The organism is Paenibacillus aurantius (assembly GCF_032268605.1).
Lineage (GTDB): Bacteria > Bacillota > Bacilli > Paenibacillales > NBRC-103111 > Paenibacillus_AO > Paenibacillus_AO aurantius.
In genome coordinates this window covers 1428686-1442444 of record NZ_CP130318.1, presented here as the reverse complement: position 1 = coordinate 1442444, position 13759 = coordinate 1428686, and the positions used below count along the sequence as shown (strand labels likewise).

Genomic DNA, 13759 nt, shown 5'->3' with positions numbered 1-13759 from the left:
CTTGGAAAGAGAGCCAGTCTTTACGAGGGAGCCAAAGCTTAATCCGGACCCCCTCCGAAAATATCCTCATTGCCTCTCCGGTTGTCGCACCATACCGCGAAGATTTGGCCGTCCGGCTTGTAATCGACGCCAATGTAGTCGCCGATGAAAGGAGGCCTAAAGGCCGATTTCCGAACCGGATTGAAAGAAACCGTCGTTACCCGGCGGTTGCGGAAGCAGCGTCCGCCGTTGTTCGACTGGGCGACGTAGACATCCAGAAGATTGGCTGCCCGGCGGTTCGTGTAATAGACCACGCTGATCTCCCCGCTTCGGGACACGGCGATGAACGGGAAGAAATTTTGACTGGACAGGGGACTGTTGTCGATGCGCTTCGGTTTGGACCAGCTCGCCCCCTTGTCGTCCGAGACGGACAGCAGAATGTGGGCGTTGCCGTTAAACCGGGTATCCTGCCACACGGCGTAAAGGCGCCCGCAGTGCGGCCCGTGCGACCGGTCCACCCCCAAGAAAGACAGCGTGAACACCCGGAAGGTAAAGGATTTGACAGGAAGCTTCCGGTTAAGGACCGGGACGACGGCCGAGACCCTCTTCCGCGGGGTAAAGGTTCTCCCCCCGTCGAAGGAGCTGCGGAACTCGTACGTCGCCGATCGGCTGAAATCGTTCCTCGAGGCCATCCACCCGACATAGACCTCTCCCTCCGGCCCGATCGCGACCGTCGTACCGAGCTGGTTCGCATCGAGCGCCGGCGTCAGCCGCATCGGCTTGGACCAAGTCCGGCCATTGTCCTCCGACCTCACGAGAAAGATGGAGACCCTGGTGGAATTCCGGGTATACCGGGAATAAGCGACATACGCATGGTTCCGGAATCGCCGGGAGGTGGCCGGCGTAATGGCCAGAAAGGGCTTGTCGTTGAACACGCTGGGCGAGGTGCGCCCCAAATCCAGGATTTGGGGCCCGCTGAAGGTGGCCCCATTGTCCTCCGAGCGGTAGAGGACGATAGAGCCTTTCTCTTCTCCGAGATAAGCCGCCCCGGTGATAAGAAAAAGCCCCCGGCGGCCGGCGGCCGCAACGCCGTCTCCTGAGAAAGCGTGGTCCGGCGGCAAAGGCAGCAGCCGATTGGTGAAACGTCTTCCTCCATCCGTGGAGCGGTATACCCCGATTCTCGGCTCGCCGTCCGGAGCCCGGTAATCGTTGGCCGTCGCCAGCACGATATGGTTTCGGATGGCGACACTCGGTTCGTTCTGTGGTTTGGAGTTCGGAGTCAGATTGACATTAACGGCCCGAATGGCTTTCGGTCTTCCTTTTCTGCGGACAGAAGCCGATGGAGCCGCAAGCCGCGAGAGGCTTCCGGCCCGGACTGGGGGCAAGGGTCTCTTGAAGTTCACGGGAGTTCTCCTCCTTTGGAGATAGTCGTTACTACCCGTTATATGGAGGCCGGTGTGCCGCCGCCTGTTCATCTGTCCCGGGTTGATCCGAAAATGGTCCGCCCCGGAGTGCCCCCGCCGAAAGGAATACGAAAAAGGCCGCCTTCGAAAGCGGCCTTTAACGGCTAACGCGCCAAGCTTCCTAGTGTTGAGAAACCGGCTCCTTAAGAGCCGGCTGCCCGCAGCGCCAGGCTTTCCTGCATCGCGAACTGGTTGTGGTACAGGTTGGCGTAGGTTCCGCCCTGCCGCAGCAGCTCGTCGTGATTGCCGGACTCGGCAATCCGGCCGTCCCGGATGACCAGGATAAGGTCGGCGTCGCGGATGGTCGACAGGCGGTGGGCGATAATGAACGCCGTCCGGCCCACCAGCAGCGTGTTCAATGCGTCCTGGATATGCTGCTCGGTCTCCGTGTCGACGCTTGAGGTCGCTTCGTCAAGGATGAGGATCTTCGGGTCGGCGAGCAGCACCCGGCCGAAGGCGAGCAGCTGCCGCTGGCCGATAGACAGCTTCGAGCCGCGCTCCTCCACCTGCGTAGCGTAGCCGTCCGGGAACCGGGAGACGAACTCGTCGACCCGGACGCTCTTGGCCGCGCGTAACATATCTTCGCGGGTGGCGTCCTTTTTGCCGTAAAGGAGGTTCTCCTCAATGGTCCCCGAGAAGATGAAGGAATCCTGCAGCACGATGCCCATCTGGCTGCGCAGCGAGGAAAGCGTGACGTCCTTCAAGTCGGTCCCGTCGATCGTCACGCGGCCGGAAGTCGGGTCATAGAACCTCATGATGAGGTTCACGATGGTGCTTTTGCCGGAGCCGGTCGGTCCGACCAGCGCCACCCTCTGTCCCGGCTTCACCTCGACCTTCAGCCCGTGCAGGACGTCGGCTTTATCCGGCTGGTAGCGGAACGAGACGTTCTCGAAGGCCACCCGCCCGCGGATCGGGGGAAGCTCCCGGGCACCGGGACGGTCCTTAATCTCCGGTTCGGTGTCGAGAATTTCGAAGATCCGCTCCGCCGAAGCCATGGCCGACAGCAGCTGGCTGTACACCTTCGACAGAGCGCTCAGCGGCCCCCAGAACCGCCACAGGTAATTGATGAATGCCACGATAAACCCGACCGACAAATCCCCATCGATGACCCGCGAGGAGCCATACCAGACGACGAGGCAGGTGCCGAGCATTCCGATCAGCTCGACCAGCGGCCAGACCATGACCTCCAGGGAGACGGCGCGCATGAAGGCCTTTTTGTTCGTCGTGTTGATGCCGCGGAAGCGCTCGTTGTTCGCCTCTTCCCGCGAGAAGGCCTGGATCACCCGGACGCCCTGGATCGTTTCGTTCACATTGCCGTTGATGGCCGACATCGTTTTGCGGGACCGGGACCAGGCGCTTTCGATCCGGGGCCGGAAGCGGGCGACGAGCAGATACAGGAACGGAAGCACCGTAAACGCCATCAGCGCCAGCTTCCAATCCCAATAAAGCAGAATAACGACAATTCCGATCAGATGGGTAAACTCCATCAGCAGCGTGATCAGGCCGCCGTTGATCAGCTCGCCGATGGCATTGGTGTCGTTGGTGATGCGCGACATGATTTTGCCCGCAGGCCTCCCGTCGAAGAAACGGAAAGAAAGTGCCTGCAAATGATCGAAGAGCTGCTGCCGGAGCCCGTACAGGATCCGCTGTCCGGTGTAATTGACGAGCCTGATCTGGAAGAAGCCGAATCCCCACGATACCAGGCGGATGCCGAGAAGGGACAGCCCGACCACGTGAATAACCGAGACATTCTTCTCGAGCATGCCCTTGTCGATGGCATAGCGGATGAGCACCGGCTCGCTTAGGCTCAGCAGCATGTTGGCGACCACGATGACCGCCACGATCGAGAGGGTTCTCACATGCGGCCGGAGATAGCCGAGCATCCTTTTCATATAGGTTCGGTTAAAAGGGCGGTCCTCCGCCTCCTCGAGTGAATCCCACTCCACTTGACTCATGTCCGCCTACCTCCCTTCTCCCGCCGCAGCCTTTAATTCCGCCGCATCGGCTTCCCGCTCCGGTGTGCCCTGCTGCAGACGGAACAGCCGCCGGAAGAAGCCGTCCTTCTCGTAAAGCTCCTTGTGGGTGCCCTGCTCGGCGATGGTCCCGTTCTCCAGCACGATGATCCGGTCCGCCCGCTGGATGGATGAAAGGCGCTGGGCGACGATGAAGGTCGTCCGGCCTTTCATCACCGCGTGCAGGGCATCGTGGATGGCCGATTCCGTCGCCGTATCCACGCTGGCCGTGGCCTCATCGAGCACCAGAATGGGCGGATCCATGAGGATGGCGCGGGCGAGAGCGACACGCTGCCGCTGTCCTCCCGACAGCCCGACCCCTCTTTCCCCGACGATCGTCTCATATCCATCCGGCATCGTGAGGATGAAATCATGAATCTGGGCCTGCCGGGCCGCCCATTCCACCTGCTCCCGGGAAGCGTCCGGGCAGCCAAAGGCAATGTTATCCCGGATCGAGGCCGAGAACAGGAAGGTTTCCTGCGGCACGATGGCGATCTTCCGCCTTAGCTCCTCCAGGTTGTACTCCTTGACGTTTCGCCCGTCGATCAGGAGCTGTCCTTCCGTCACGTCATAGAACCGGGCGAGAAGCTGAATCAGGGTGCTTTTGCCGGAGCCGGTACCGCCGAGAACGGCTACGGCCTCTCCCGGCTGGACCTCAAGCGACAGGTGCTTCAGCACGTCCCGCTTCTCTTCGTCGGACGCCGCCGGATAATGAAAGGATACCCGCTCGAAGCGGACCGCCCCCGTCAGCCCGGCCGGCCGGATTCCTCCTCCCGGTGGGGAGTCCACCGCAAGCGGGGTGTCCAGAATTTCAAAGACGCGGGGAGCCGCCTTCGCCGCCTGCTGCGTAATGTTGACGAGCCAGCCCAGCATGTTAAGCGGCCAGATGATGCCCCACGCATACCACTGGAAGGCCATCAGGGTACCGATGGACATTTCTTCCCGGATGACGTACAGGCCGCCCACCCAGTTCATCAGCAGGAAAACCACCCCGCCGTAGAAGCCCATCAGCGGAAACGCCCCGGCCTCAAGCTTCGCCCGGGACAGGTTCGACTGGAAATTCGTTTCGTTCCGCTCGTCGAATTTCGCCTTCTCCTTCTTCTCCTGAGCGAACGCTTTGACCACCCGGATCCCGGAAATATTCTCCTGAAGGGTGGTCGTCAGCTTGCCCATCTGCTCGCGGATATCTCCCCAGGCCGGTCCGACCTTGCGGTTGAACTGCCTCAGGGAGACGAGAATCAGCGGGATGGTCACCATGCTGATCAAGGTCACTTTCCACTGCATCGCGAGCATGACGACGAACGTGCCGGCGAACGTGAGAAAGCCGGTAATGAGAAACATGAGGCCGAAGCCGGTGAAATTTTTGACCGCCTCGATATCACCCGTCATCCGCGACATAAGCTGTCCCGTCTGCGCCTTATCGTAATAGGAGAAGGACAGTCTCTGAAGATGACCGTACAGCTTCTGCCGGAGATCGAAGATGACATTCTGCCCCACAAGCTCCTGGGCGTAGCCCTGTACGTAGCTGACGCCCGTTTTGAGCAGCTGCCCCAGCCCCAGCATCAGGGTATAGAAGATCACCACCGCCAGGCTTTTCTCGGCAATCCCCTTATCAATGGCCTGCTTCAGCAGCCAGGGGGCCAGCAGGTCGAAGGCCACCCCCGCAGCCAGCATTGCGACCGCCAGGGCTACCCAACCCTTGTAGGGCCGGACATAGGCAAACAAACGGATAAACACCTTCATGACATCCCTCCTTTTGCTCGTTCTGGTCTAATTTGGTAATGGACATAAAGGAATGGTAGCACCTCATGCCGCCCCCCGGCAATAGGAGAAAAAGGTTTTATCCGTTCTTGCCCCGTTAACGGCAAAAAAGACGGCGGAGCCGAGTCCCGGACGGTGTCCGCTTGCAGAACGGGGACCCGTTAACATCCCCCTCTTCGCCGTCTGCGGGGCAGCCTGGGGCGCATGGTCGGCGTACCGTCGGCACCGGCGCAAGGAAAGACCGGAATAGCCAACACGTGGTACCGACAATATCCACACAGTTAAAACGCAAATGACCCGCAAGATCGGCACTTTTTACAAAGTGTCCCTCTCACAGGTCATTGGTAACCAGTGCCTTAACCGGTAACGTTGATGGCGGGAAAACCGCTGGTCGCCCACGAAATTCCATAGGAAAGCAGACAACACTCCCCGATAAAGCACTCCCAGCTTCCTTTCCGGGGTATCGTGTTAATCCCGGGCCTCGCCCTGGAACGCCTCGGTCATAGACCGCAGCCTTCCTGCCGATTCCTTCAGGGCGCGGGCCGAGTCCGCGATCTCCTCCATCGAGGCGAGCTGCTCTTCCGCGGCCGCGGCTGCGTTCTGCGACTCCGCCGCCGAATCTCCGGAAATGCGCGACATTTCCTCCATCGAGGCGGAGATTTGCTCCGTGCCGGCCGACATCTGCTCGGCAGCCGCGGATATTTCCTGAATCTGGCCGGCCACCTCGCCCGTCTCCGTCAGAATGGAGTGGAGGGCTTCCCCCGCCTCGTTCATGACGGAGCGCCCTTTCTCCACCTCCGCTTTGCCCCGCTCCATCGCTTGGACGGCCCGGCCGGTGGCCTGCTGAAGGCCGGAAACCAGCGCTTCGATCTTGCCCGCCGAGGCTTCCGACTGCAGGGCGAGCTTCTTCACCTCGCCGGCTACCACGGCGAAGCCCCGGCCCGCGTCCCCCGCGCGGGCGGCTTCGATCGAAGCGTTCAGCGCGAGCAGCTGGGTCTGCCCGGAGATCTCCTTGATGACTCCGATGATCTCGCCGATCTCTTCCGAACGCAGGCGCAGCGAGCCGATTTCTTCGGCGGTCCGGCCTACGGAGTCCCGGATCGCCTCCATCTGGGCATCGGCTCCATGCAGAGCCTGCTGTCCGGTCTGCGCTTCCCGTGCGGTGGCAGAGGCCCGCTCCGCCGCTTCGGCGGACGACTCGGCAATCCGCTGGACGGCGGTCGCGAGCTCCTCCATCGCACGGGTCGCTTCCTGCACGCCGTACAGCTGGGTCTCGGTTCCCCCGGCCAGCTGCTCGATCGAGGAGGTCACCTGCCGTCCCGCCCGGGTCGTTTCATCCGAAATCACGGAAAGTGCTTCGGAGGAGGACGCCAGCTGCTCGGAGGTCAGCTTAATTCCTCCGACCAGTCCCTGCAGCTGGGCCACCATTTCGTTAAGGGATCGGGCCAGCCCGCCGAGCTCGTCCTTACGGACGGCCGGCAGCAGGGCAACCGCTAGATTCCCTTTCGCGATCTCGCCAACCTGACGGCTGGCCTGAAGGACAGGCCGGGTGATGGATCGGTTCATGTACCAGAGAATGCCGCCGCTGCACACCAGGAACAGAACCACGATCCCGTATAGAATCTCCGTGCTGGTCCGGATCCCTTCCTTCAGCTCCGCGGCACTAGCCGCGAACAGCTCATCTACCTTCTGCTCCGTGGCAAAATACCGGTCCTTCATCTCCCGCCAAACGGGAGTTTCCTCTTCCACTATGACCTTGAGCGCTCCTTTGGAATCGGTCAAGGCGAGGCCGACCGCTTTTCTCTGGAGCTCGACATCCTTCTTGGACAAGACATTCAAAGCCTCAATCTCGGCGGGATCGAGTCCGTGCTCGGAGGAAAGGGACCGGAGCGTCTCGAACAGGGCTTCCGAATCCTTCACCGCGTTATTGAAATTATCCATCGCCTTGGCATCGTTCGGATTCAGGAGCAGGTTCCGCACCGCCTGTCCCCGTTGGAGCCCTTGGGCGTAAATGTTCTTATATTGGGATAGAAAGGCAACGTCTTCTTCGGCCAGATGGCGGCTATCCCTATCGGCCAGCCCCAGGCTTACGATTCCGGTCAAGGAAGCCGACATGGCAAGCAAAATCAGAACGGCGAACATCAGCAGCATTTTGGCGGTTAACTTCATTCTTCTGTCTCCCTGGTGCCTTTTTGTGCGGGTTCCGGTCTTACGGTGTCGTGGAAGGAACAGGGGGTCCAGTCCATTCGCAAAACCAAGCTGTAGATAGGCACGTATAGTCTTAAGGACCTATTTCAAAGCCCTTTTTCCTACGTATTCGACAAATTCAGACGGTTTCCTTCTCCCCTCCATGAATTTTTTTCCATATAAAAAACCTGAGGCTGTCTGCTAAACAGTCTCAGGCATCGTCTCCTAGTGGAGCGCGCGTTATTTGGTTACCGGAACCGCCGCTCCGTAATATTCTTCCAGCGTTATGCCCTTCGCGGTGATTTCCCGGGCAATGGTCGTGCCCACGTACCGGATGTGCCAAGGCTCGTACTGGTAGCCGGTGATGGCCTCTTTTCCTTTCGGGTAACGGATGATGAAGCCGTAGTCCTGGGCATGGGCCGCCAGCCAATCGGCTTCCTTGGTGCCGCCGAAGCAGTCTTCCGCGGCGCACTTCCCGGTGCTGCCCGAGACGTCGATCGAGAGCCCCGTCTGGTGCTCGCTCTGGCCGGGGAACGCGCTGAATTTGCGGGCCTCCGCTTCCCCGTGCTGCTTCACGTAATTGTTGAAGAGGACCGTCTGGGTCTCATAGGAGCGGAAACCCGAGACACCCCCCAGAAGCACCCCGTCCTTGCGGGCCCCGGCAAAAAGCTTCTCGAGCGCCCCGGCCGCCTCCTTGCGCATCAGCCGCTTCTCGTTCTTCTCCTTAAAGATGAAAGGAACGTTCGGCTCCACGAGATCGGGAGGCCGGTAACCGTCAGGCAGCGAGCTCTGCTTGTTGATGAGCACGGCAATGGAGTCCGGCTTCGCCGTGACGGTTCCTTCCGGTGCCGGCTTGTCGGACGGTTTGTCCGTGGGCTTTGCCGTAGGCTTGCCGGTCGGGGAAGCGGTTGGCCCGGCCGTTGGCGAAGCCGAAGGTTTGGTTTCGCCAGCCGGAGAAGCCGGGGCGGAAGAACCGGGTGTGGACGTTGAGGAAGCCGGCGCGGGGGAAGGCGAGACCTGCGGCGAACCGCTCGGATTCGCCGACGCCGAGGCGGAGGCCGTCGGAGCCGGACCGGCAGCATCCTTCTCACAGCCGGCGAGCACGGCGGTAAGCCCAGCCGCCAGCAGGAAAGCTTGTATTTTGCGGGAATGTGTCATCATGATTTGAAATCCTCCTGATAAATTCTTCTGTTATGTAGCTCTAGACGGAATGAGGCCATTGAATGTTTCCGGGAATCCCCCTAAAATTATACCCACACGGTTAAGAAGAAGGAAAGGAAATTCCCTCCCATGTCCAAAGCGGATAATATGCTTGCGATTCTCTGGATGCTTAAGACCGGCCAACGCGTGACCGCTCAGCGCATCGCCGAAGAGCTGGAGATTCATATCCGGACCGTCTACCGGTATATCGACGCCCTCTGTGCAAGCGGAGTGCCCATTCTATCCGACCCCGGCCATAACGGGGGCTACAGCCTGCTGCAGTCCTTCACGGCGGCGCCCCTGTTCTTCGACCTGGAGGAACAGAAGGCTTTGATCCATGCCGCCAAGTTCGCCGGCGAGGCCGGTTATCCGTTCGGGGAAGCGCTCGATCGCGCGGTCGATAAGCTGAGACGTTACACGAACCCGGAGCAGAAGAGCCGGATATCCCGGCACGAGGAAGGGCTTGAGGTGATTCCTTCCCTTCCGAATGCCGCTCTCGCCGGCGTCCTTCAGGAGCTGGAAACAGGTGCGGCCGACGGCCTCTCCCTCCAACTAGAGTACCACAAGGGCTTCGGAGAGTCTTCTCCTACGACACGCTTGATTGATCCCTATGGACTCGTCTACTGGAAGGGCAGGTGGTATATCGTGGCCTACTGCCACCTCCGCAGCGAGATTCGCAGCTTCCGCGCCGACCGTGTCCGATGCCTGCTCCGCACGGAGGAAACCTTCCGGAGGCCGGAGAACTTCTCGGCCAGAACCTTTCTGATGAAGAGCTTGATGCCGGAGGAGGACGACGGAAGCGAACGCATCCTGATCCGGGTGCGGGGACAGGCCCAGGCTCTAACCGACCTGAGCCGCCACCACCTGATCGCGCCCGCACTGGAGGAATGCTCGGCGGAGGAGCTCCGCTTCCGCGTGGAAGCGTCGTCCATTCTTCGGTACCTGCCGTATGTCCTCCTGTCCTTCGGGACTTCTATCCGGGTCGTCGAGCCGGCCAGGCTGCGGGAGAAGCAGCTGGCCCTGGCGGAGGAGCTGGCCGCCCATTACCGGACGGAAGAACCGCTCTAGTGCCTTATCCGGCAACTTTGTTGGTGAAGAAGCCTCAGCAGGCGCACGCTAATCCATAAGGAAGCAGAACTTCATTTGCGGATAAGGCACTAACCCCGGCGCCGCTTGTGCCGTCTCCTCCTGCCAGCCCTCCCCGCAGCCCGCGGCCATTACCCAGGGGGTCCGCCAGGTTGGGCAACCGCTCCTCCATCTGCTATGATAGGAGCAGTCACTTACCAGGGAGGAAGCCGCATGTTCCTTATGGCGGAAGACACCAACCCGGTCAGCCATCCGGTGCTCGCCCAGATCATGACCTATTCGATCGTCGTTATCGTAGCGCTGTTCCTGCTCGTGGGCCTGGGCCGGGCCGTCGGCCTGACTTTGGCGGACCGTCGCAAGAAAGAAAACAAGAAGACGAAAGAGGAGTGAAGCCGGCGGCTTCTCTCCTCTTTCTTGTCTTCGGTCCCGGTTCCCGTCAGGCCTGCCTCTTATCCGCCCGCGAACACTGCTGTCGCGACGATAATGGCGGTCAGCAGAAAAGGAGCGAGGGTAAGAAGCCAGCTGATCGTATGGGCGTAATTCAAGGTCCAGCCCAGGCCGACCCGCTTCTCGACCAGAATCGCCGCATCGTCCGGGTTATAGTAGAACAAGCCGCCCTTCCAGTGAGAATCGTCATCCTTCAACAGGAAGCCCGGCTCCCGGAGATTGAGCTTGCTCATTCGAACGGCGTACAGGATGGAAACGGCGAGGATGAGCAGAGTCAGGCCGATGGCTCCCGCCTCCACAACACGCACCCCGAGGAGGCCGGCCAGCCCGAGCTGAATGAGTCCGAACAGCAGATTGACCGGCACGGCCAGCATCAGGAGGAAGAGCGAACCGGCTCTCCGGTAAGCCAGGCTTCTTTCCCGGGACCCTTCCGGGTCCGAGGGGTTCAGCTCCTGCTTACTCCGGGTGACGGCTCCCCCCGCTACGGCGAGAAGCCCCGTGACAAGGAGCGAAATAAGGCTCGGTGTAAAGATAAGACCGATGGATTTCGGCGCCGTCCGGTCCACTTCCCCCGCCCCGTTGTAGTGAACATTCAGGACATCGGGAAGGGTAGGGTAGTACCAGGCGGCGGTTCCGGCGCTCGCGGCAAGAATCAACAGGGGCAGCACATACCAGCCCCACCCCGGGGTGGAGCGCTGCCGGTGAAACGCCGTATCGACGGCCACATACCGAGCGGTGGGAACCGTCCAGTCCCGTTCCTCCTTAAGCCGCTTCAGCCGGCTTCGTGCCTGCAGGAAGAGAAGCAGAGTGACCGCCGAATAGACGAGGAGCAGCGCCGCATGCCAGAGAGCCGCGCCGTCCCGGTCTACCCAGGCCGACAGGATCCCCGCCCCTATTCCAAGCAAAATGCCAGCCAGAACAGACTGCCCCATATAGCGCAGACGCTGCCGGCGGACCTCCTCGTCCCCATACCGCTCAGGCGGAAGAGCAACTCCGAAAGAGACCGGTCTTCGGGACAGATAGGGAACCAGGGCCGATATGCCCACAGTTATCACCCATACCACGGCCAGCATCCCATAGAAATAAATTCCGTCCATCAGCCTTCCCCCTTATTCCGTGTCAAAGCCCCGAAGGTTTCCCGGACCAGCCGGAAGAATTCCTCCTCTTCCATCCCCCGGCTAACCGCTTCGGCCGCGAGGGGACGAAGCTGGTCCTTCAGCCGGCTGCGGAATTCTTCCGTTAGGCCGGGCATCGGGCCGGGCTGGACGACAACGCCCTTCTGCCGGTGAACCTGAATGAACCCCTCCGCCTTCAGAATCGAATAGGCTTTGTTCACCGTATGAAGATTGATTCCAATATCGGCGGCCAGGCTGCGGACCGAAGGCAGCGGCTCTCCGGGAGCCAACCGTCCGTCGGCTATGCCTTCGATAATCTGATGCACGAGCTGCGTATAGATCGGAAGCTCCGATTGTAAATCGAGCCGGATGATCATGTCCTCACCACCGCTTCTAACTGTTATATATAGAATATAACAGTTAGATCATAGAGTCAATAAAGAAAGCCCCGCCGCTAGGCGAAGCTTTCTTTGGGAATGGCCATGGAGACTCCTACAGGTTTAGCCTCTTCTCCACTTGTCCCGGGTCCACTTGTAGATCACATTGATGCTCAAGCCGAAGCTGACGATAATGCCCGAGAAGGCCACCACAAGCGCGATGTATTCAAACACCGAATACTCGAGAAGCTTGCTCCAGTCGATCTTCCCCTTTAGGTCCTCGATGACCTGGTTCATGCCGTAAATTCCACTGATGACCGTATAGACGGTGAGAATCATCAGCAGGTAATTGGACCGCCGCGTGGAGAATTCCTCCATATACTGGAACAGGTCGTTCAGCGTTTCCTTGACATCCTGGTAGAGCTCGCTGTTGCCGAACCGGTCCCGCAGCCGGATGAAGATCTCCCTTCCCTGCGACTGCGTAACGAGCTCGAGGAAGAAATATTTGGCTGAGAACATGGTGATCGAACCGATCAGGTCCTCGATCTCTTCTTTGTTCTTCTCCACCCGTACCTGGGAATAGCGGTTCGACAGCTTGAGCAGCACGATTTTGTGGAAGAGGTTCAGCAGAAGCCCGTAATAATACTCCCCGTACATCTGGTTGGCCATCCCCACGGCCCTGTCCTTCGGAAGGTTCGTCAGGCAGCTGAACGAGTTCTCGTCGGTTACGTAAAACGTATTAGGAGCCCAGCGGTTGTACGTATGGTCCCGGCAGTACCATTCGATATAATCCGGACTGCTGGCGCTGAGGTAAGGGTCCCCCTTCTCCGTCATTCCATCAATGCGGGCCGCCCGGTACAGATCCTCCTTATGAATCTCCTCCCCTTCCTCGAAACCGTAGAAGGATTGGACGTACATCCGCTCATCCACAAAGAAAGGCATCGTCTCGAAATAAGCGCCTTCCATCTGCGAGGTATCGAGAAACGGCAGAATGCTTGCCGCCACAATCTTGAAAATGAACTCCTCAACCTCTTCATACTCTTTGTCCTCATGCACCACGAAGGTCATATCGTCCTGCTCATCGATATCCTGGAGCACCCGGAACCGGTTCGCAAACTCCAGCGCTTCGGTGAAGTCCACACTAGAATCGGTCATCTCGGTCCGGACCGTAATAAACCCCAGGTCGAAAGGGCAGAGAATCACATCCGCCGACAGAATGCGGAAAGGGATATTGACGAACTTCGTTTTGAGCAGACAATGCAGATCAAGCGACTTCGAATAGCGTTGGAACGACTCCGCATCCTCTTCATGGGGAAAAAGCACATTCGCGGTAAAGGGAAGATAGTACCGTTCCATGGTGCGGTGGGAAACCCGGTACTTCTCCCCGTAATAAAGGTCCTGCTGGTCCATATCGCTTAAGCGAAAGGGCCGGTATCCGTCTTCCCCCAGCTGGAGCTTGAAAGCCTTCTGGCTGTCCGGCTTGGTCGAGAAAGGAAAGACGAATTGAAACAGGGCCGCATTCAGCTTCTTGCTGCGGATCTGAACCTTCTCCATCCTTATCCCCCCTTTTTTATCACTCTGAAGACAGAGGATTCCGGAGCTTCAGCCAAACCGTCACGGCCCGGTCCCCGAACACGATCTCCCTAACCCCAAGGGCGGAAGGGAGCTGCTCATTCACTCCAATCTTAAAATCCCCCGGATTAAGCCACCCTTCGGGAATCGTGAACCCTCGCACCGAAGCGCCCCGGAACACGGCCGTCAGGTTGGGGGATTGCCAGCTCAGGTCATAGCGGAGAACGAGCCCCGCTCTGACCTTGCCGCGGTAAAGCAGATTGACATGGATGTTGACGATGTCCTTGTCCCGCTCGAGCCTCGCTCCCGTCACCGTTACCCCTGGAGCCAGATTAGGGTTCTCGCTGAGCCGCTTCTTAAGCAGGTTCTCCAGCTCGCTGTCGGTGATTTCCACGGCAAACTGCCGATTGCGGATGAGGTCCTTGAATTTGCTGTTAAAATCGACTTCCCGGTAAGCCAAATCCAGGCTTTCGGCTGGCCTGACATACCAGACCGCCGCGGCGGCAAGACCGGCCGCGGCCAGCACAAGAACAAGCAAAACGAGAAGGAGCCGCTTCATG

At 59.6% G+C, this 13759-nt stretch carries 11 protein-coding genes; 2 read left to right on the top strand and 9 right to left on the bottom strand.

Features of this window, described 5'->3' with window-relative positions; translation table 11 throughout:
- Positions 1-38 precede the first annotated feature (38 nt).
- The 5 genes from MJA45_RS07005 to MJA45_RS06985 all read right to left on the bottom strand — a co-directional run bounded on the left by MJA45_RS07005 (position 39) and on the right by MJA45_RS06985 (position 8560).
- On the bottom strand, positions 39-1382 hold the full coding sequence (locus tag MJA45_RS07005) for a sialidase family protein (protein WP_315606555.1): 1344 nt from the start codon (positions 1380-1382) through the stop codon (positions 39-41).
- Between the two features lie 203 nt (positions 1383-1585).
- Positions 1586-3397, bottom strand: a complete 1812-nt coding sequence (locus tag MJA45_RS07000; protein ID WP_315606554.1) for an ABC transporter ATP-binding protein — start codon at positions 3395-3397, stop codon at positions 1586-1588.
- Between the two features lie 6 nt (positions 3398-3403).
- Positions 3404-5197, bottom strand: a complete 1794-nt coding sequence (locus MJA45_RS06995; protein ID WP_315606553.1) for an ABC transporter ATP-binding protein — start codon at positions 5195-5197, stop codon at positions 3404-3406.
- A gap of 486 nt (positions 5198-5683) precedes the next feature.
- On the bottom strand, positions 5684-7384 hold the full coding sequence (locus MJA45_RS06990) for a methyl-accepting chemotaxis protein (protein WP_315606552.1): 1701 nt from the start codon (positions 7382-7384) through the stop codon (positions 5684-5686).
- 258 nt (positions 7385-7642) lie between these two features.
- Positions 7643-8560, bottom strand: a complete 918-nt coding sequence (locus tag MJA45_RS06985; protein ID WP_315607950.1) for a M15 family metallopeptidase — start codon at positions 8558-8560, stop codon at positions 7643-7645.
- Between the two features lie 132 nt (positions 8561-8692).
- On the opposite strand from MJA45_RS06985, the gene MJA45_RS06980 reads away from it, so the two are divergent.
- Complete coding sequence (locus tag MJA45_RS06980) at positions 8693-9670, top strand: helix-turn-helix transcriptional regulator (RefSeq protein WP_315606551.1); 978 nt, start codon at positions 8693-8695, stop codon at positions 9668-9670.
- Between the two features lie 195 nt (positions 9671-9865).
- Positions 9866-10078, top strand: coding sequence for a hypothetical protein (locus MJA45_RS06975; RefSeq protein WP_315606550.1), 213 nt, complete (start codon positions 9866-9868; stop codon positions 10076-10078).
- A 59-nt stretch (positions 10079-10137) separates the two neighbouring features.
- Here the strand turns inward: MJA45_RS06975 and MJA45_RS06970 are convergent, their stop codons facing one another.
- The 4 genes from MJA45_RS06970 to MJA45_RS06955 form a co-directional block, all read right to left on the bottom strand.
- Complete coding sequence (locus MJA45_RS06970; RefSeq protein WP_315606549.1) at positions 10138-11232, bottom strand: DUF1648 domain-containing protein; 1095 nt, start codon at positions 11230-11232, stop codon at positions 10138-10140.
- Positions 11232-11627 carry a GntR family transcriptional regulator gene (locus MJA45_RS06965; protein ID WP_315606548.1) on the bottom strand — a complete coding sequence of 132 codons (396 nt, stop codon included), beginning with the start codon at positions 11625-11627 and terminating at the stop codon, positions 11232-11234. Before MJA45_RS06965 ends, MJA45_RS06970 begins: the two co-directional genes overlap by 1 nt.
- Positions 11628-11750: 123 nt before the next feature.
- On the bottom strand, positions 11751-13181 hold the full coding sequence (locus MJA45_RS06960) for a hypothetical protein (RefSeq protein WP_315606547.1): 1431 nt from the start codon (positions 13179-13181) through the stop codon (positions 11751-11753).
- Positions 13182-13200: 19 nt separating this feature from the next.
- Entirely contained in the window at positions 13201-13758 is a 558-nt protein-coding gene (locus tag MJA45_RS06955) for a hypothetical protein (RefSeq protein WP_315606546.1), read from the bottom strand.
- Position 13759: the final 1 nt, after the last annotated feature.

Coding starts and splice junctions, on each gene's coding strand:
- MJA45_RS06970 (WP_315606549.1), bottom strand. CDS start 11,232: ATGGACGGAATTTATTTCTATGGGATGCTGGCCGTGGTATGGGTGATA.
- MJA45_RS06955 (WP_315606546.1), bottom strand. CDS start 13,758: ATGAAGCGGCTCCTTCTCGTTTTGCTTGTTCTTGTGCTGGCCGCGGCC.
- MJA45_RS07000 (WP_315606554.1), bottom strand. CDS start 3,397: ATGAGTCAAGTGGAGTGGGATTCACTCGAGGAGGCGGAGGACCGCCCT.
- MJA45_RS06980 (WP_315606551.1), top strand. CDS start 8,693: ATGTCCAAAGCGGATAATATGCTTGCGATTCTCTGGATGCTTAAGACC.
- MJA45_RS06965 (WP_315606548.1), bottom strand. CDS start 11,627: ATGATCATCCGGCTCGATTTACAATCGGAGCTTCCGATCTATACGCAG.
- MJA45_RS06975 (WP_315606550.1), top strand. CDS start 9,866: ATGATAGGAGCAGTCACTTACCAGGGAGGAAGCCGCATGTTCCTTATG.
- MJA45_RS06985 (WP_315607950.1), bottom strand. CDS start 8,560: ATGACACATTCCCGCAAAATACAAGCTTTCCTGCTGGCGGCTGGGCTT.
- MJA45_RS06960 (WP_315606547.1), bottom strand. CDS start 13,181: ATGGAGAAGGTTCAGATCCGCAGCAAGAAGCTGAATGCGGCCCTGTTT.
- MJA45_RS06990 (WP_315606552.1), bottom strand. CDS start 7,384: ATGAAGTTAACCGCCAAAATGCTGCTGATGTTCGCCGTTCTGATTTTG.
- MJA45_RS06995 (WP_315606553.1), bottom strand. CDS start 5,197: ATGAAGGTGTTTATCCGTTTGTTTGCCTATGTCCGGCCCTACAAGGGT.